This is a genomic window from Schaalia meyeri, from assembly GCF_900105015.1.
In the GTDB taxonomy this organism is placed as follows: Bacteria; Actinomycetota; Actinomycetes; order Actinomycetales; family Actinomycetaceae; genus Pauljensenia; species Pauljensenia meyeri.
In genome coordinates this window covers 144068-162347 of sequence record NZ_FNLK01000005.1, presented here as the reverse complement: position 1 = coordinate 162347, position 18280 = coordinate 144068, and the positions used below count along the sequence as shown (strand labels likewise).

Genomic DNA, 18280 nt, shown 5'->3' with positions numbered 1-18280 from the left:
CGGCACATCGGCACGCAGAACCGGCCGGAGGTATAAACACGACCGCGCCCCCGAGCACAGGCTCGGGGGCGTGGGATGGACGAGTGTCAGCGCGAGTAGTGCTCGACGACCATCTGCACGTCGACGGTCACGGGGACCTCAGCGCGCTTCGGGCGGCGCACCAGGGTGGCCTTCAGACGGGCCAGGTCAACATCCAGGTACTCGGGGACGGCGGGAAGCACGTCGCGGTGGATGCCCTCGGCGGCGATCTCGAAGGGGACCGTGGTCTGCGACTTCGGCTTGACCTGCAGGGTCTGACCGGGCTTGACGCGGAAGGAGGGGCGGTCAACGATCTTGCCGTCGACCAGGATGTGTCGGTGGACGACCACCTGGCGGGCCTGCTGGATGGTGCGGGCGAAGCCGGCGCGCAGCACCAGAGCATCCAGGCGCATTTCGAGCAGCTCGACCAGGTTCTCACCGGTCAGGCCAGCGGTGCGGCGGGCCTCTTCGAAGGTGCGGCGCAGCTGCGACTCGCGGATGCCGTACTGGGCGCGCAGACGCTGCTTCTCCTTCAGACGAACGGCGTAGTCAGAGTCCTGGCGGCGGCGGGTACGACCGTGCTCGCCGGGGCCGTAGGGGCGCTTCTCGAAGTAGCGGACGGCCTTGGGGGTCAGTGCCAGGCCGAGGGCGCGTGACTCGCGCACCTGCTTACGGGAACGATTCGTTGCCATGATTCTTCTTCCTGTTTCTCGTGTCATGCCGGGGAACACCCGGCATGGGGCCAACTCCTGGATCGAAGTAAAATCCGCCGGCTAAGGCCCCAGGCGTCCGCCGGTGCGGACAGCTGTTCTATCCTAGCGTCTCTTCAGCAGATTGCGAATCACACCGAGCCGCTTCGTGAGCATCGCCTCATGTCCGTTCTCGGTTGGCTCGTAGTATTGCTGGCCTTCAAGGTCGTCGGGCAGGTATTGCTGGGCGGCCACGTGGTGCGGATGGTCGTGCGCGTACAGGTAGCCGTCTCCGTGCCCGAAGGTCTGCGCGGTCGCATAATGGGCATCACGCAGGTGCGCGGGGACGACTCCCCCACGACCGGCTCGCACGTCGGCCAGCGCGCGATCGATGGCCAGGTAAGTTGCGTTCGACTTTGGTGCGGTCGCGACGGCGACGACCGCTTGGGCCAGGAGCAGCCGAGCCTCAGGCATCCCGACGAGCGCGACGGCCTGGGCGACGCTGACGCAGGTTGGTAGCACCTGCGGGTCGGCCATCCCGACCTCTTCCGACGCGGCGATCATGATCCTGCGTGCGATGAATCTGGGGTCCTCCCCCGCTTCAATCATTCGGGCCAGATAGTGCAGCGCGGCGTCGACGTCCGACCCACGCATCGACTTAATAAAGGCACTGGCCACGTCGTAGTGCTGGTCCCGATCCCACCGAACCAACGCCTGGTTAGCGGCAGCTTCCACGCTCTCCACCGTGATATCGCCGGAGTCGTCGTCGCTCGCGACTCCCGCGGCGGCCTCAAGGAGGGTGAGGGATTTGCGCGCGTCAGCCCCCGCCAGGCTAACGAGGCCCGACACGGCCTCGTCGCTGATCGCAAAGCGTCCGCCGAGCCCACGTTCATCCTTCAGCGCGCGGCGAATAAGCCTCTCGATTGCTTCAGGTTCCAATGGACGCAGCGTGAGCAGGAGGGAGCGGGACAAGAGCGGCGAGATAACAGAGAACGAAGGGTTTTCCGTCGTCGCCGCGACGAGCACCACCCACCGATTCTCAACCGCAGGAAGGAGGGAATCCTGCTGCGACTTCGAGAATCGGTGCACCTCGTCAATAAAGAGCACTGTTTCCTCGCCACCACCAGCGAGCCTGCGTCGAGCCTCTTCGACGACGCCGCGCACATCGCTGACCCCGGAAGAGACGGCCGAAAGCTCCACGAAGTATCGCCTTGGCGCGCGCGCTATCAGGTACGCGAGCGTCGTCTTGCCTGTGCCCGGGGGACCCCACAAAACGACAGAGGACACAGCAACCCCGTCGTGAGAGTCCGGAGCGAGGAGGCGACGCAGCGGTGCACCATCCCCCAGCAGGTGCGACTGTCCCACGACCTCTTCGAGGCGGGAAGGACGCATACGAACGGCGAGGGGCGCGTCCGCGTTAAACGCGGGCACGCCCAGCTCGTCGATGGACCAGGAATCGAAAAGATCCACGAGGCATGGCCTATGACAAGGGCACTCCGCCGCCGCGCGAGGAGGATCCGATCTTCGGGCCGGAGAGAACCTGAACGACGACCAGACCGCCGAGAATCAGCATGCATACTCCAGCCCCGAGCAGGTACCCGTTCAGTCCCTGAGATTCATCGCCGCTCTGAGAGGAGGACAGCGTCTCGGCGTGCAGCTTAACCGCGCCCGAGGCGTCGGTCGCTGAGTCCGAGCTGGCAGTTCCGACCGCCGAAGCGACTTTAAACTCTGCCCAACCAACAAGCTCGTGCGAACGATTGGCCACGACCACCTTGTAGTCGCCGTTGGGCAGGCCCGTCACGTCCATCGACACCTGATTGGAATCGGCGACCTGCAGCCAACGCGCCTCGCCAGTCTGCATGATGTTCGCACTGACCCAGTCGCCGACGGCGGCCTTGTCGGCAGGAACATTGATCGTCAGCTGGCCAGCGGTGAAAGCCGCGCTAACCCCACCCTTGTTTGCGTCGTTGAGCTGCGACTCATCGGTCACGGGCGACACTGGAGTATCCGAGGGCTTTGTCGGATTAGCAGATACGGACGGCGCGGGCGCGGGCGACGCAGATGGGGATGGCGTCGGGCGCACAGCGGGCAGCTGAGGATCGTCGGGCTGGGGGACGGGAGCAGCCGACGGCGAAGCACTCGGCTGGGCGGAAGGAGCGGCCGTAGGCGCAGCCGGAGGGGCGGGCGTCGTCGGAGGAGCCGTCGTAGGCTCCACAGTCGGCGCGGGGGTGGTCGGCTGAGTCGTCGGTGCGGGAGTGGGCTGAGTCGTCGGCGTAGGGGTCGGCTGAGTTGTTGGCGTAGGGGTCGGCTGAGTCGTCGGTTCCGGTTGTTCCGGCTGTTCTGGTTGTTCCGGCGAGTAAGGCTTATAAACCCTCACGTAGTGCGTCGAGGAGCTCACGGGTGTCGTGGAATCCGCGTAAATCACGACCTCAACCGTGTGAGTACTTCCGGGTTCCCACGTCACACCCTCACGGTTGTTGGCGCCATTGGGCACCTGAACGTTCATGCTGTAGTTAGACAGTGATGAGACCTGCCACAGCAAAAGGTCGGACGGTGCGGTCACCTGGTCCCCGCGGCGCTCAAAAGTGAGCGGAGCAACCGGAGTGAGCGTGCCCCCATCGAGCCTGACACCCCAGAAGCCGGTGTCCGCATACTCCCGCTCATAGGTGGAACCGTGCTCCATATTCACCGCGAAGGATGTGGTCGGAATGGGGAAAGGGTCTTCAGGGCTCGTCCCGGTACCGGTTCCGTCCGCATGAGCGGTGAAACCGGGGATCGCGAGGGCGACGGCAGCGAACAGGCACAGGGCCATGAGAAGGCTCATCGTTCGACTGCACCCCACCAGCCTGCGTGCGGCGAGCGCAGAGGTAGCCCGTCCGTGCTGCATTCCATTCTCCTTAGTGGCTAATAATCCTCAGATGGGTTCGTTCTGGAACTAGGGTAACAGGCGTGACGCCTGAATGCTAAATACCAACGCACACCACGCGGTTAATGCACATATTCTCAGTGCGACTGACCCTTACTTGCAAGGCTTAGCGAATCGGCCCATGCAAACGTCTGACAATACTGACCGTCACGATTGCGCCAAGCAGGGCCAGCAGACCCCCTCCCGCGAGTATCCATCCAGTCAAACGACTTTCCCGCTCGCGAGCAGCCTGATTCGTCGCCTGCTGTTCCGTATGAGCTTTGGGACCAATCTGGGAGGCCGAAACACTCTGTTTCTCCGAAGAGGCAGAAGCCTCGGGTGTGGGCTCTGCGCCATCGCCACCGGTATAGGGAGAGGAAGTCGCGGATGAGCCGGGCGATGATTGTTCGGAGGGAGCGGCAGAAGGCGTCGGCGCGCTTACCTCCGGCGCCGAGGTATCGGTGCTGTCAGCATCCCTACGTCCGCCCCACGTGGCCCCGGTCGGATCAGCGGTGGGAGCAGGGACCGCGGCCGCCCGATCCGCACCGCTTCCGCCAGGAGATGAGGTGGGGGTCTCAGTGCCAGGATCGTCCGGACTGTCCGGCCTGCCGTCGGGATCGGTGGTAGGCGGATCCGTCGGTTTAAGTGTGCAGGATTGGATGGCGACACCCGCATCGACGACGAAAACCTGTACTTGCACGTACGTGCCGGTTACTCCGTCACCGATGGCGATCTGGTGCCGCGAGCCGACCTCCCACGTCGCAGGCACGGCGATATCCACCGAAAACGAGCCATCGGATGTAACCTCCGCGACCGTCCACGCCGCCTTATTCCGCACAACAGAGGCAGGAACCCACGAAGGAAGCACCACATCATCCGGTCGTTTCTCCCGGCCATCATCAAGCGTCACGACAACAAAACCGCGGGTCTTATCAGAGCTGGGCCCCCACCCAGCCCCCTCAGCATGAACGGGCGCCCCAGCATGCACGATGGACGACACGACCATAAACGCAGATTCTTCCGACGCCGTCAGGCACTGCTCGGGAACCTCACCCGTCTCATCGACGCTGTATGCGGGGGTGGCAGCGATAAACACGCCGGTAACAATGGACGCAGAAGCGGTCAGCGCAAGCAGAGGCATGCGCAGCCCCCTGCTTCGCAAACGCACCTGCGTCGCCATGCGTGTCCCTTTCCTTTTCTTTGGGATACTCTCAACCAGTCGGCACAATTAAGCGCAGAACAGTCGCGCCAGTGTACGAGTAACCACCCGCCACAAACACGATAGTATTGTGTCATGCTTGCCGCACAATTGCGAGCAACAAGCAAGTTCCCGGAACCGGCGCACAATGCCAGTGACTGCGCGGATAACCCGCGTTCTCACGACAAAACTGTGAGCTTTATTATCGGACAATCATGCCGTCATATGACCCAACGGTTAGCATCCGGGGTCCGCGGGCACCACGCACACCCGGCAAAAAGGAACCGGAAATCAAACGCGATACGCTCAGTCGAACAGCGAGGTGTCGCCGGCCCCAACGCGCGCGACGAGCGCCCCGCCACCGGCAAAATCAATGACCGTGGTTGGCTCCGCGACGCCCACCGGCCCCACGACGACCAGATCGAGCTGGTGACCGACACGATCATCCACGTCAAAACCATCAGTCAGCGGTTCCGTCTCTCCCGGCATAATCAGCGTCGAGCAGGCCAGCGGCTGCCCCAAAGCCTCAACGATCGCCTGGGTGATGACATGGTCGGGGATGCGCACACCCACCGTGTGCTTCTTCTTGTTCAGCATGATTCGCGGTACTTCCTTGGTCCCGCGCAGAATGAACGTGTAGGGTCCCGGTGTCAGGGCCTTAATGGTGCGGAACTCGTGATTGTCGATAATCACCAGCTCCCCCAGCTGCGCGAAGGAGTGACACAGCAGCGAAAAATTGTGCTTGTCGTCAAGCTTGCGGATCGCACGGATCGTGTCCATGCCTGCCTTGTTACCGATCTTCGTAGCGATCGCGTAACCCGAGTCCGTCGGCAGTGCAATTGTTCCGCCGCGCTCCAACAGGTCGACAACCGTGCCCACCAGACGGGCCTGAGGATTCTTTGGGTGCATCTCGACGTACGACATACTCCTATTGTGCACGAAACCCCCACCGAGCGAGTGCCGATGGGGGTTCCGTACGCTAGCTCACGCGAGCTGGGTCACTTCGCGGCTTCTTCCCCCCGCTTCTTTGGCTTCGCATCCACGCCAGCTTCCTTACGCTGAGCGGGAGTAATCGGAGCGGGCGCCTCGGTGAGCGGATCGAAGCCACCGCCGGACTTCGGGAACGCAATCACGTCGCGAATCGAATCGGACTTGGTCAGCAGCGAGACGATACGGTCCCAGCCGAAGGCGACGCCGCCATGCGGCGGGGCGCCGAACTTGAAGGCATCCAGTAAGAAACCGAACTGTGCCTGCGCCTCTTCCTCGTCGATACCCATTACGTCGAACACGCGGTTCTGGACGTCGCGGCGGTGAATACGGATCGATCCGCCACCGATCTCGTTGCCGTTGCACACGATGTCATAGGCGTAGGCCAGCGCGTTACCGGGATCCTGATCGAAGCTGTCAATCCACTCGGGCTTCGGCGAGGTGAAGGCGTGGTGAACGGCCGTCCACGCGCTGTGGCCGAGCGCGACGTCGCCCTCAGCCTCGGCATCGCCGGCGGGCTTGAACAGCGGCGCGTCAACGACCCAGGTGAACGCCCATACGTCGGGGTCGATCAGGTCGCAGCGCTTGCCGATCTCCAGGCGTGCCGCACCGAGCAGCTCACGGGACGGCGTCGGCTCGCCGGCCGCGAAGAAGATGCAGTCGCCTGGGTTCGCACCAACAGCGTCCGCCAGCCCATCGCGCTCGGCCTCACAAAGGTTCTTGGCGACGGGGCCTCCCAGGGCGCCGTCTTCACCCACGGTCACGTAGGCCAGGCCCTTGGCGCCGCGTGCCCTGGCCCACTCCTGCCACTTGTCAAAGGTGCGCCGCGGCTGGGAGCCACCGCCCGGCATAACAACGGCCCCCACGTAGGGTGCCTGGAAGACCCTAAAGGTCGTCTCCTTGAAGTACTCGGTGAGGTCGGTCAGCTCCAGATCGAAGCGCAGGTCGGGCTTGTCCGAGCCGTAGCGCTCCATCGCGTCCTTGTAGGTCATGCGGGGGATCGGCGTTGACAGGTCGTATCCGATCAGCGCCCACACGTTCTTGAGCACGTCCTCGGCGACCTCGATGACGTCGTCCTGGTCGACGAAGCTCATCTCGATGTCCAGCTGGGTGAACTCGGGCTGGCGGTCCGCACGAAAGTCCTCGTCGCGGTAGCAGCGAGCGATCTGGAAGTAGCGTTCCATCCCGGCCACCATGAGCAGCTGCTTGAAGAGCTGGGGGGACTGGGGAAGCGCGTACCAGGAACCGGGTGACAGGCGGGCCGGAACGATGAAGTCGCGGGCACCTTCGGGGGTGGAACGGGTGAGCGTCGGGGTTTCGATCTCGACGAAGTCACGGGCGTACAGGGCCTCGCGGGCGGCACGCGACACCATGGAGCGCAGGCGAATCGCATGCTGTTCGGGCTCGCGGCGCAGGTCCAGGTAGCGGTACTTCAGGCGAGTTTCCTCGCCCACGTTGCCGGAATCTTCAGCATTGGAGGACACCTGGAAAGGCAGGGGCGCGCAGGTGTTCAGGATATCGATATCATCGCCCATAACCTCGATGGCGCCTGTGGCCAGGTGCGGGTTTTCGTTACCCTCCGGGCGGGCCGCGACCTCGCCGGTGACCTTCAGGACGAACTCGCTGCGAAGCTCGTGAGCGACACTCTCGTCGCGCACAACCACCTGAGCGATACCGGAGGCGTCGCGCAGGTCGATGAAGGCGACGCCGCCGTGGTCGCGCCTGCGATCAACCCATCCGGTGAGGGTCACGGTCTGGCCGACCAGGTCGGGCCCGAGTGTTCCAATGTTGTGAGTGCGAAGCACTGTTATTCCTTTCGTTGGTACCATCCGCGAGACAGGCGGCGGCAGGGCCATTGTACGCTCGCAATCCGCAGGCCAGCGGTCGCCGCGAGTAGGATAGGCGTCATGTCTCCAGCCTCCTCTCCCCCGTCGCCCACCCCGTGGAGCCGGATCGAGATCGGCCTGGCGCTCGGTTCCGTCCTGCTCATCACCCTCGTCGCCTTTGAGGAACTGTCCGCCACGACGATCATGCCGACGGTGGTCGCGTCGTATGGGGCGTCCGCCTGGTACCCGATCGCCTCGGGCGCGGCCATGGCGACTCAGCTGAGTGCGACGGTCGTCGCCGGGGTGATCGCCGACTGGAAGGGCCCGCGTTTCGTTCTCATTGGGGGTATCGCTCTGTTTACGGTGGGCCTGGTCGTCAGCGCGCTCGCCCCCACCGTCGTTGTCTTCGTCGCGGGTCGTGCGCTGCAAGGGCTCGGCGGCGGTCTCCTCGTCGTCCCACTCTACGTCCTCGTCGGAAAACTCGTCGCTCCCGCGCGCCGCCCCGCCTTTTTCGCGGGCTTCTCCCTCGCGTGGGTCCTCCCCTCTCTCGTCGGCCCCGCAATCGCGGGATACGTCACGCAAATCTGGGGCTGGCGCTACATCTTCGGCGTTGTTCCCATCTTCATTGCCGCCGGGTCTATCCCGGTCGCCTTCGTTTTGCGGCGGCTGCCTCGCCAGGAGGAACGCCGGGCGTCCAACCTGGCGTCCCTGTCGCGCAATGCCGTCTTGGCGGGCGTGGGCGTCATGGCCCTCCAGCTCGCGGGAGCACTTCCCTCCCTCGTTGCCCGCCTCCTCGTTCTCCTCGCGGGTACGGCGCTGTGCGCCTGGGCCCTCCCCCAGCTGCTCCCCCGCGGTACCTTCCGCTCTCGCCCGGGCATGCCCTCGGCGGTTCTCGCCCGCCTGAGCGCCATGGCCTCCCAGATCGGCCTGGGCGTGATGATCCCGCTGGTCCTGCAGCGGCTGCACGGGTGGGACGAGGCCTCGGCGGGCTGGTGGGTGACGATCGGTTCGCTCACGTGGGCCGCGGGTTCGCTCGTCCAGGCCCGCGTGCGCGACCCGCAGCGGCGGCGTTCCCTTCCCGTCATCGGAGGAACGCTGATGGCGGCGGGCTCGCTGCCGTTGGGAGCGATTCTCGTCACCGCCCTTCCCCTGTGGGTCGCGCTTGCGGGCTGGCTCGCGGTCGGCCTGGGCACCGGGCTGGTTCACGCCCCCCTGTCCGTCATGGCGCTCGAGGCGACGCCCGAGGAGAAGCACGGTCGCGTGGCGTCGTGGCTGCAGGTGGCGGACTCGGCTGGACCGGCTCTTGAGCTCGCCCTCGTGTCCGTCATGATGAGCGCGTGGGCGGCGACCGGCATCTCCGGCGGGGCGGCCTACGCACCCTACTGGGTGATCGCCACCGCCCTCGCCTTCGTTACCGTCGCCGCGGTGCTCCGGCTTCGTCCCTCGTCCACAGAAAGCAACACTCAGTCGTCGTAGCGGCGCTTGCCGAAGTGTCGGCGGCCTCCCTCGCGGTCCCATCCGCCATCTCGGCCGCCCTCGCGTTCGCGGCGCGAGCGCTTGATGTCCTTCTCCCAGCGCTCGGAGCGCACGGAGCGGCGGGGCCGCGAGCCGTCGCCCTTCTCGAAGCGATGCGGGCGCTTGTCGCCTCGCTCCGTCAAGCGCCCCTGACGATCCCCGCCAAAGGATCCGTGACCTCGCCCGTCGCGCTCACAGTCGCGTCGCTCCCGGTGCTCGAAACCACCACGATCAGCGTGGGAACGGCCGCCCGGCCCCTCGTCCACGCGGATGCGCAGCTGACGGCCCGAGACGTATCCCTTCGATATGCGCGAGAGTTGCTCACCCGACAGGTCGGCGGTGATGTCCACCAGCGAGAAGGTCGGATAGATCTCGATGTGGCCGATATCGCGGCCATCGATGCCGCCCTCGCCAGCGATGGCGCCGACGATGGATCCGGGCTTCACGCGGTCTTTCTTACCTACCTCCACGCGGTATCGGGTGCCCGATCCGGGGATGGAACGACCCCCTCCGCGTCTGCGCGCACCGCCGACACCGCCCTTGATCGGACGGTCCTTGTCGCGTCCCGCCTCGAAAGACGCCCCGACGAACTCCCCGGACTCATCCAGGTGTTCCTCGCGGCGGATCTTGCCCGCGCCGCGGCGATCCTTCTCCACGCGCGGGGCTGGTCCCTCGTCACCGACGGCGCTCGCCATGAGCGCCGCGGCGATGTCCTCGACGCTCACCTCCTGGCCCAGCTCGGCCAACAAACCCTTGTACATATCCAGGCGACCGCGCTCAATACGAGCCCCCAGGCTTTCCAAAATGCGACGCGCGCGGAACTCAGAAACAGCTGCGGGCGACGGAATCGCGACCTCCTCCATCTCGGTGCCCGTCAGCTTCTCGATGCGGCGCAACCGGCCGTGCTCGCGCGGGGTAAAGAACGTCAGCGCGCGTCCCTCGCGTCCGGCGCGACCGGTGCGGCCGATACGATGCACGTAGGCTTCCGGCTCGCGCGGCACATCGAAGTTAACTACCAGCGAGATGCGCTCGACGTCCAGGCCGCGCGCCGCGACGTCGGTGGCCACCAGGACGTCGAGGGAGCCGTTCTTCAGGCGCTCAACCATCCGTTCTCGCTCCGTCTGGGCAACGTCGCCCGAAATGCCCGCGGCGCGGAAGCCCCGTCCCGACAGTTCCAGCGACACTTCCTCGACGTCGGCCCGCGTGCGGACAAAGACGATAGCGGCATCGGCTTCCTCCTGTCCGCGGGCGATGTGCTGGGCTCGCGTCGCCAGGACGCGCGAAAGGGCACCGATCTTGTGCTTGTAGGGAACAACCGCGTAGGTCTGGTGAATCGTGTCGACCGTGGAGGACTCCGTCGACACGGCGACCTTCACAGGGTCCTTCAGGTGCTCCCGGGCCACCTTCTCGATGGCCGCTGGCATCGTCGCGCTAAACAGCGCGGTGAGGCGATCCTCGGGTACGCTCGACGCGATGGTCTCCACGTCCTCCGCAAAGCCCATACGCAGCATCTCGTCAGCTTCGTCAAGCACCAGCATGCGCACGTTCGACAGATCCAACGCTCCCTTTTCGATCAGGTCGATGACGCGCCCGGGGGTACCGACGACGACCTGCGCGCCCCGTTTGAGGGCACCGATCTGCGGGCCGTACGGCGAGCCACCGTAGACCGGAACGACGTCGAGACGCGCGGTGCGCGCCGCAAAATCCTCGACGGCTTGCGCACTCTGCATCGCGAGTTCGCGGGTGGGAGCCAACACCAAAGCCTGCACGTCGCGCTCGTCAGCATCGACGATGGCCAGCATCGGAAGACCGAAGGCTGCGGTCTTCCCGGTGCCCGTCTGGGCGATGCCAACGACGTCGCGCAGCTCCAGCAGAGGCGGGATCGCAGCTGCCTGGATCGGCGTCGGGATGCGGAACCCCATGTCGGTAACCGCAGCCAGAATCTCGTCGGGCAGGCCCAGGCTGGCAAAGGTCACCGCGTCCGCGTCTTCTTCCTCGTCGCGGGCATCGGGGTCGAGCTTGAGGCTGGCGTCGGCGTGCTCTTCTTCGACGAGGCCGGGGTTCTCCTCCTCGCTGCAGGCCTTTGCGCGCTCGGCCTCGGAGTATTCAATGTGGTCGTCGGCAGGCATAGTCATCCTTGCGTGTTGCAATTCGGTTAGCAAAACCATCGGGGCGGGCCATCTCGGCTCCTCGGCGCGGCCTCACCCATAACAACAAATCCCGCTTCTCGCGGGCACCATAACAAGGGGCAGCGCCTCATCGCTGCACCCAGCATACCCGGGGAACACGCGTCGCGAGGCGTGTGGTCGGCGAACTCACTGTTCCACCGCGCCTACCGCTGCCGTGAGGCGCTCACAGGGATAGTCTGGCGATAAAAGAAGCGATCGTTACCTGCCGGTTATCTTCCGTACGAACGGGCCCAATCACGAGTCGCTCGACCTCGCAACGACACAGGGCCTCCAGGTCCGTCATGATCGCGCGGCGGCGTCGCGACGCAACCCACCTGCACAGGCTGCGGTTCACCCCCGCGCAGACGAAAGTAAACAGGAACGAGACAAGGGCGAGTGCCGTGGGCACGGGAATCCGTCCGAAGGCCGGCACCTGCGCGTCGATCAATGCGGCGCGCCCCAGGTGCACCAGGGCGATCCACGTCACGCTCAGGATGCACGCAACCCACGCGAGCAGCTGAACCCAACCCAAAACCCTGCTCGCCGACGGTGCGCCGGTGGACACCTGGACGTGCTGCGACACCTCGCGGTGAGCGGCAGCGGGCACGGCACGCGCGCCTTCGAGCGCACGATCAACCAGGAGGCTACGCCAGCGCGCTGGACGCCCCTGCGAACGCTGCCCGATCCCGCGGCGCACGGCGTTCACGAAGGTGGCTTCGTCAGATGCCGAGCGAGTCGGCAACGTCGGCGTATTCCCATCGTCTGAACGCGACTCGGCATCAAGGTGAAGGCGCCGCAGCGGATCGGCGCCCAGGAGGGGCAGCCAGCGCAACGGAAGCCAGCCACCCACACGTCTGCCCGTCCGCAGCGTCGAGGCGGCCACGGCCTCAGAAATGACGGAGGCACCCGCCAGGTCCGCAGCGGCCCTGGCCAGGCCTCCCGCCAGCCCGTCCGTCTCCACACCGCGCACCCTGCCGGTAAGACCCAAGGCGTCGCGTAGAATCGCGGCGGCTTCACGCAGGGAGGCCTGGGCTCGCGCCGCCTCACGCGAGACTCGCGCCGCCTCACGTGCGAGGTGCTTCGCCAGGGCATCGATTCCTTCGCCGCTCGTTGCGGACACCGGCACGATACGCGCGCCCGCCAAACCGCGAGCATCGAGGATACGACGCAGATCCCGCTGGATGACATCGCGGGAGGTCGCGTCCAGCGTGTCGATGTGAGTGAGCGCGACCGTCACCGATGCGTGCGAGAGGCGCAAACGGGCCAACCACTCGTCGTGCAACCGCGCATCCGCGTACTTCTGCGGGTCCACGACGACCACGAGAGCATCCACGCGTGCCGCCAGATGATCGCTGACCTGGGCGTGTTCTTCCCTGATGGAATCGATGTCCGGCATATCGATAACAACGGTGTCGCCGGGCAGCGCCTCGGGAGCCTCAACCTGCTGTGATACTCCCAGCCACCCCAGGAGCTCCCGGGGTGCGCGCCCCCGCGGCAGGACGGCGCACGCCTCGTTCGTCGTGGGGCGCAGGACACCGGCGGCAACCACTTCTCCCCCGCCAAGCGCGTTCACAAGCGAGGATTTGCCGGCCCCCGTCCCTCCGATCATGCCGATCACGCACCACTGCGGATCCAGCTCGCTGCGCTGCGATGTGACATCGATCAGTTCGCGTATGCGTCCCATGGTCGCATCGTCAACGTCCCTGGCGGCGAGCGAGCAGACCTGCTCCAGCTGCGCAGCAGCCGAAGTAATCGCGTGAGGTGCTCGCCTCATACCAGGACCTCCGAAGCGCGCTTGAGAGCGGCGTCCAGGGAATCGACACAAGCCGTGTCGTCGGAGCGATCCAAGCAGGCGACCACCGGAGCGACCACGTCTCGCACAGACGAATTGGCCAGCCGCTCCAGCGACTCGCGTGCCTGCTGCGCGAGCGATCGAACCGTCCGCTCACCGAAGTACGACTCGAGTATCGTTTGCGACAAGGCTGCCGAAGCGCCCGCGACGCCAACCTCGATCCCGGTGATGCCTCCCGTCATCGCAAAGACGCTCACCATGAGGGATACGGTTACGACGTTGATCCCACCGGCCAACAGCCGACCCGTCAGCCGTGACGACTCGGCCTGTCCCCTGACGATGTTCGTGACCTCGCTGGTCCACTCCTGAGCGGTTCGGCGGGAGCGCTGCGCCGCTTCGTTCGGGTCGAGCAGCGGATCGGGTAGCACCGAGGCCACGAGGGGCTCGGCCCGACGAAATGCCTCCCGCCATGCCCGGTGGTACTGATCTGCGAGATGCTGCGCAACGCCGCCGATCAGGTCGCGTCGAATCTGAGTCTCGGGGCCACCCCGGCCCCGGACGGCCCCCCTGACGCGGGAGCGAAGCTTCGCCATGAAGCGGGATGTCGCCCTGGTCATGTCCCACGAGCCCAGGACATCAGCGATCCGCGTGCTGACCTCGCCGCGCAGCACGTCATCGCTGGACGAGGATGCGACGTTCCGCGCGCACGCCGCGACAATCTGGTCGATATCCTCCAGCGCGGCGTTGAAGGTCCGAATGCTCTCGCGGGCGCCATCCAGCGACCTGGTGGATTCATCGAGAGAGGAGGACACGGCGCCCGACAGCGAGCGACGAACGATGCGCGCACGCTCGCCCGCGTCACGACCGATCGATTCGAGGAATGCCCCAACGGGCGCAACCGCTTCGATAGGCAGCAGCCCGTCGGCCAACGGCTGCTCGTCGATCGTCATGATCGGAACGTCTCCCAAACCCCGACGCCGCGCCAGCGCCTCCATGTCAGCGCGAATCACGCTGCGCGCGCTCAAAGGCACTCGATTGAGCACGATTGCAATGCGCAGGCCGCGCCGAGTAGCCTCCTCCAGGTGGTTCCACGCGACAGCGTCGGCGTAGCGTGCAGCGCTGGTCACAAAAACCCACAGGTCTGCTCCGTCGAGTAGTTCCCCAGCCAAGCGGCGGTTTCCTTCTTCGACAGAGTCAATATCGGGCGCATCCAGGACGCCAACACCGGGCCACAGGAAGTTCTCCACCGCGATCGTGACGGCATCAAGGCTCTGTCCGTCCTCCTCCGCGTGCTTGGCGAGCCGGGGAAGGATGCGGTCGGACATAAACCAGGCGCGGGCCTCGGGCGAGCACGCCAGCACGGGGCGACGCGTCGTGGGACGCACGGCTCCCGCACGAGTGACGTTGTGGCCAAGCAAAGAGTTCACGACCGTCGACTTACCCGACCCCGTCGGACCACACACGACAACGAGGATCGGCGCATCCGCGGCTGCCAAACGAGGAAGCACCACATCCTGCAGGCGTCGAAGCGCGCGCTCAGCATCGGCGCGGCACCCCTGGGGCATCGCCCCCAGCGCCACTTCGAGAGCATCCGCGAGACCGCGGGCTGCATCAACCGCCGTGCCCGGCACTCAGTCCATCACCTTCTCGATCACAGGGAACGCGTCTGACTCGGGAACCGTCCAGGTGGATGGATCCGCCTCCAGCTGGTCTCCGCTGCGGATATCCTTCACCGTGTCGGGCTGCCCATCCTCGCCCGGAAACCAGACAAAGGGGATGCCCCGCCTGTCGGCGAACTTGATCTGCTTGCCGAACTTCGCCGCGCTGGGGGAAACATCGGTCGAGATGCCGCGCGCGCGCAGCGTCGCCGCGATCCCCTCCGAACGTTCGCGTGCCTCCTCGTTGTTCACCGCGACGACGACCGCCGTCGGTACCTTCCGGGACGCGCGCACCATCGGAGCCGAGATCATCCGCGACACCAGCCGAGAGACGCCAATCGACAGCCCCACGCCGGGATAGATACGCTTACCGTCCTTCGCCAGCGAGTCGTACCGTCCACCCGAACAGATCGATCCGAGATCCTCGTGCCCCTCGATCTCGGATTCGTAAACGCTGCCCGTGTAGTAGTCCAGACCCCGGGCGATCTTCAAGTCAGCCACCACTGTGCCGGGCATACGCCTACGGGCGGTGTCAAGGAGCAACGTCAGCTCATCGAGCCCCTGCTCCAACAGCTGACCGCCAACGCCAATCGCGTCGAGTCGTGAACGAACCTCAGAAGAGTCAGCCGTACGTATCTGAGCCATCCGCAGCAAAACGGACGTTTGTTCGCCGCTGATTCCGCAGGCAGCCAACTCGCTCGCAACGCCCTCGGGGCCGACCTTGTCGAGCTTGTCCAGGCCACGCAGCGCCGCCTCGATATTCGTCACGCCCAGCGACTCGCACACCCCCTGGACAACCTTACGGTTGTTGACCAGCACGCGCACCGGTGGAATCGGCAGGTTGTTGAGGGCCTGTGCCATCACCAATGGGAGGTCGACCTCGAAATGAAAGGGCAGCTCGCCATTACCGACGACGTCGATATCCGCCTGGGTGAACTCACGGAAGCGACCGTCCTGAGGACGCTCGCCGCGCCACACCTTCTGGATCTGATAGCGCTTAAAAGGAAAGTCCAACTCGTTCGCGTTGTCCACAACGTAGCGGGCGAAAGGAACAGTGAGGTCAAAGTGCAGACCCATGCCCCGTTCCTTGGGTGCCCGTCCCCCGCAGGCGCCCGCCTTGATGGCTTGCAGGCGCTCCAGGATGTAGATCTCCTTCGAGGTCTCCCCCTTCGCTTCCAACTGCTCGAGTGACTCGACCGCTCGCGTTTCGATCCCCGCGAAGCCGTGTAATTCAAACACGCGTCGCAGCTCGTCAAGAACGTGCATCTCGATGATGCGGCCCTCAGGAAGCCATTCGGGGAAGCCTGACAGGGACGTGCGAGCCATGAAGCGTCCTTTCTGCGATGTTGCGGTGCTAGCCGATCCGGCGAGCACGAATCAGATACTGGTTAGAGCGTATTTCGTCGGCCAACGTCGTGGCCGGACCGTGCCCCGGGATGAGGACGGTACTCGGGTTCAGCACGTTGGAGATCGTACGCAACGAGTGCCGCATCTGCGTTTCGTTGCCTCCGGGCAGATCCGTGCGTCCGACGCTGTCCTTAAACAGGACATCGGCGCTCAGCGCCCACGGCACCATCTCGTCCGAGGCGTAAAAGGACTGATCGTTGACGCGAATGTCTAGCGAACTCTCGCCCACAAACACCGCCGATCCCTCCGTGTGCCCGGGCGCGGGAACCATCCGGAGCCATATGCCCGGGCTCATTTCGAAAGAGTCGGCGGGCATCTCACGCAGGTCGGTCGGTTTGCTCCACGGACCGGCGAACTCGGGAATCGGCATGGGCAGGAAGGCCGCGGGATCGTCCATGCGGTACATGTCCGGACCCGGGACATAGACGGGAACGACCTGCCCATCCGCCCCCCACGTGGACACCTGAGCCGCGTCCCAGACGTGATCCGGGTGGCCGTGCGTCGCCAGAACCGCGCCGACAGCGACGCCCTCGCGTTGAAGGACCCGGCGAATCAGGTGCTGGATTCCGGCGGAAGGGTCAACAACAAGGGCAGTGCCCGCCCCGGATGGGACGAGCACAAGCCCATTCGCCGCAAAGAAAGGCGAAGGAATAACGTGCAGACGCATATCACTCCATGGACGAGGAGATCTGCGCGAGCCACGCGCGCTTGGTTTCGAGGGCCTCGCGCACGCTAGAAGCGTTCTTCTCGTCACCCTCCGCCTCAGCCTTAGCCAACGAACGCTCAAGCTGAGCGATCTGTTCCTCAAGCTGTCCCACCATGCCTGCGGCGCGGGCACGAGTCTCGGGGTTCGTGCGACGCCACTCCTGCTCCTCTGCCTCGCGGACTGCGGCCTCAACGGCGCGCAGCCGTCCCTCAACGCGGTGCAGGTCCGAGGACGGCACGCGTCCGATCTCTTCCCACCGATCTTGGATCTGGCGGAGCTGCGCCTTAGCGCGCTCGATGTCCGTGATCGGAAGAATCGCCTCGGCCTCAACCAGGATCTTCTCCTTGGCGACGAGGTTCTCACGGTACTCGGCGTCGGTAGCCTCATCCTTGGCCCGGCGCGCGTCGAAGAACACCTGCTGGGCCGCCCGGAAACGAGCCCACAGGGCGTCGTCTTCCTTGCGCGAAGCACGCGGAGCGGCCTTCCAACGGTTCATGAGCTCGCGGTAGGCACTGGAGGTACGCGCCCAGTCCACGGACGAGGACAGGGACTCGGCCTCGGCGATCAACGCTTCCTTGATTCGCTTGGCTTCAGACTGAGCCTGATCCAGTTGAGAGAAAAACTGGCGGCGGTGGCGGTCGAAATGCGTACGAGCGGACGAAAAGCGCTTCCACAGCTCGTCCTCCACCGACTTTTCCAGACGCGGACCGCGACGCTGGAGCGTCTTCCATTCCTCCAGAAGGTCGCGGAGGGCCTGCCCGGACTGCTTCCAATGTGTCTTGGCGGGGTCCTGAGCGACAATCGCCTCGGCACGTTCCACGACGGCAGTCCGATCGGCAAGGGCCTCCGCCTTTGCGGCCTTGCGCTCCTCGCGAGCGATCTCCTTGCGTTCCTCGGCAGCCTTTTCGACCGTGGCGACCCGATCACGCAGTGCAGGAATATCGCCGATGACGTTCGGCGAAGCGACCTGCTCGCGCAGCGTCGCGAGGGTCTGATCGATGTCACGCGGGCTCAGCGTCGCCAAGCGGTCCTCAAACAGCTTGATCGTTGCCTCAAGGTCGGCGTAGCGACGCTCGTAGAGGGCGTAGGGCGAGGTCGGGATGCCCTCCGGGAAGCCACCGATGACGCGTTCCTCGTCTCCGTCCGTGACATAGACAGTCCCATCCTCACCGATGCGGGCGAAGGGGTGTGCGGGCACCTCGGTCGCGGCAATCGTCGACGGGGCGGCGGACCCCTCGGTAGTCGTTACGGCTTCGGGAGCGGTTTCTTTATTCGGAATCGGCGTCGTGGTCACGATATTCCTTCTGAGACGAGGGCTTACGCCCGGCGCGGTGGTGTGCCGATGCGACACACACGGCTAGTGTGTCACACCTAACGAGAGGGTGTGAACTAATCGCCGAAAAAGGGGACG

At 65.2% G+C, this 18280-nt stretch carries 13 protein-coding genes; 1 reads left to right on the top strand and 12 read right to left on the bottom strand.

Annotated features, from left to right (window positions below; genetic code table 11):
- Positions 1-86 precede the first annotated feature (86 nt).
- From rpsD to aspS, 6 genes are all read right to left on the bottom strand, one after another.
- Positions 87-710 (bottom strand): 30S ribosomal protein S4, encoded by a 624-nt coding sequence (gene rpsD / locus BLT68_RS01485; protein ID WP_050694701.1) that lies wholly within the window; start codon positions 708-710, stop codon positions 87-89.
- A 123-nt stretch (positions 711-833) separates the two neighbouring features.
- Positions 834-2177, bottom strand: coding sequence for a replication-associated recombination protein A (locus BLT68_RS01480; protein ID WP_070779009.1), 1344 nt, complete (start codon positions 2175-2177; stop codon positions 834-836).
- A gap of 10 nt (positions 2178-2187) precedes the next feature.
- Entirely contained in the window at positions 2188-3531 is a 1344-nt protein-coding gene (locus BLT68_RS01475; RefSeq protein ID WP_074632701.1) for a type IV secretion protein Rhs, read from the bottom strand.
- 208 nt (positions 3532-3739) lie between these two features.
- Positions 3740-4753, bottom strand: a complete 1014-nt coding sequence (locus BLT68_RS01470) for a hypothetical protein (protein ID WP_232618783.1) — start codon at positions 4751-4753, stop codon at positions 3740-3742.
- A gap of 363 nt (positions 4754-5116) precedes the next feature.
- Positions 5117-5734 carry an L-threonylcarbamoyladenylate synthase gene (locus BLT68_RS01465; protein WP_074632548.1) on the bottom strand — a complete coding sequence of 206 codons (618 nt, stop codon included), beginning with the start codon at positions 5732-5734 and terminating at the stop codon, positions 5117-5119.
- Between the two features lie 74 nt (positions 5735-5808).
- Complete coding sequence (gene aspS / locus BLT68_RS01460; protein WP_198482602.1) at positions 5809-7602, bottom strand: aspartate--tRNA ligase; 1794 nt, start codon at positions 7600-7602, stop codon at positions 5809-5811.
- A 102-nt stretch (positions 7603-7704) separates the two neighbouring features.
- Between aspS and BLT68_RS01455 the strand changes: the two genes are divergently transcribed.
- Positions 7705-9099, top strand: coding sequence for an MFS transporter (locus BLT68_RS01455; RefSeq protein ID WP_173546186.1), 1395 nt, complete (start codon positions 7705-7707; stop codon positions 9097-9099).
- Here BLT68_RS01455 and BLT68_RS01450 read toward each other — a convergent pair.
- The 6 genes from BLT68_RS01450 to BLT68_RS01425 all read right to left on the bottom strand — a co-directional run bounded on the left by BLT68_RS01450 (position 9087) and on the right by BLT68_RS01425 (position 18163).
- Positions 9087-11267: a DEAD/DEAH box helicase gene (locus BLT68_RS01450; protein WP_074632547.1), complete on the bottom strand. Its 2181-nt coding sequence runs from the start codon at positions 11265-11267 to the stop codon at positions 9087-9089. The two genes, BLT68_RS01455 and BLT68_RS01450, sit on opposite strands and share 13 nt — an antisense overlap.
- 223 nt (positions 11268-11490) lie before the next feature.
- On the bottom strand, positions 11491-13080 hold the full coding sequence (locus tag BLT68_RS01445) for a GTPase (RefSeq protein WP_198482603.1): 1590 nt from the start codon (positions 13078-13080) through the stop codon (positions 11491-11493).
- Complete coding sequence (locus BLT68_RS01440) at positions 13077-14729, bottom strand: GTPase domain-containing protein (RefSeq protein WP_074632546.1); 1653 nt, start codon at positions 14727-14729, stop codon at positions 13077-13079. Before BLT68_RS01440 ends, BLT68_RS01445 begins: the two co-directional genes overlap by 4 nt.
- Positions 14730-16082, bottom strand: coding sequence for a histidine--tRNA ligase (gene hisS / locus BLT68_RS01435; RefSeq protein ID WP_074632544.1), 1353 nt, complete (start codon positions 16080-16082; stop codon positions 14730-14732). It lies immediately after the preceding gene.
- Between the two features lie 28 nt (positions 16083-16110).
- Complete coding sequence (locus tag BLT68_RS01430) at positions 16111-16830, bottom strand: MBL fold metallo-hydrolase (protein ID WP_050694693.1); 720 nt, start codon at positions 16828-16830, stop codon at positions 16111-16113.
- Between the two features lies 1 nt (position 16831).
- Positions 16832-18163 carry a DUF349 domain-containing protein gene (locus tag BLT68_RS01425; RefSeq protein WP_074632542.1) on the bottom strand — a complete coding sequence of 444 codons (1332 nt, stop codon included), beginning with the start codon at positions 18161-18163 and terminating at the stop codon, positions 16832-16834.
- Positions 18164-18280: the final 117 nt, after the last annotated feature.

Bases quoted from the DNA above. Each gene is read 5' to 3' on its own strand.
- rpsD (WP_050694701.1), bottom strand. From the start codon at position 710: ATGGCAACGAATCGTTCCCGTAAGCAGGTGCGCGAGTCACGCGCCCTC.
- BLT68_RS01475 (WP_074632701.1), bottom strand. From the start codon at position 3,531: ATGAGCCTTCTCATGGCCCTGTGCCTGTTCGCTGCCGTCGCCCTCGCG.
- BLT68_RS01470 (WP_232618783.1), bottom strand. From the start codon at position 4,753: ATGCCTCTGCTTGCGCTGACCGCTTCTGCGTCCATTGTTACCGGCGTG.
- BLT68_RS01465 (WP_074632548.1), bottom strand. From the start codon at position 5,734: ATGTCGTACGTCGAGATGCACCCAAAGAATCCTCAGGCCCGTCTGGTG.
- BLT68_RS01455 (WP_173546186.1), top strand. From the start codon at position 7,705: ATGTCTCCAGCCTCCTCTCCCCCGTCGCCCACCCCGTGGAGCCGGATC.
- BLT68_RS01450 (WP_074632547.1), bottom strand. From the start codon at position 11,267: ATGCCTGCCGACGACCACATTGAATACTCCGAGGCCGAGCGCGCAAAG.
- BLT68_RS01445 (WP_198482603.1), bottom strand. From the start codon at position 13,080: ATGAGGCGAGCACCTCACGCGATTACTTCGGCTGCTGCGCAGCTGGAG.
- hisS (WP_074632544.1), bottom strand. From the start codon at position 16,082: ATGGCTCGCACGTCCCTGTCAGGCTTCCCCGAATGGCTTCCTGAGGGC.
- BLT68_RS01430 (WP_050694693.1), bottom strand. From the start codon at position 16,830: ATGCGTCTGCACGTTATTCCTTCGCCTTTCTTTGCGGCGAATGGGCTT.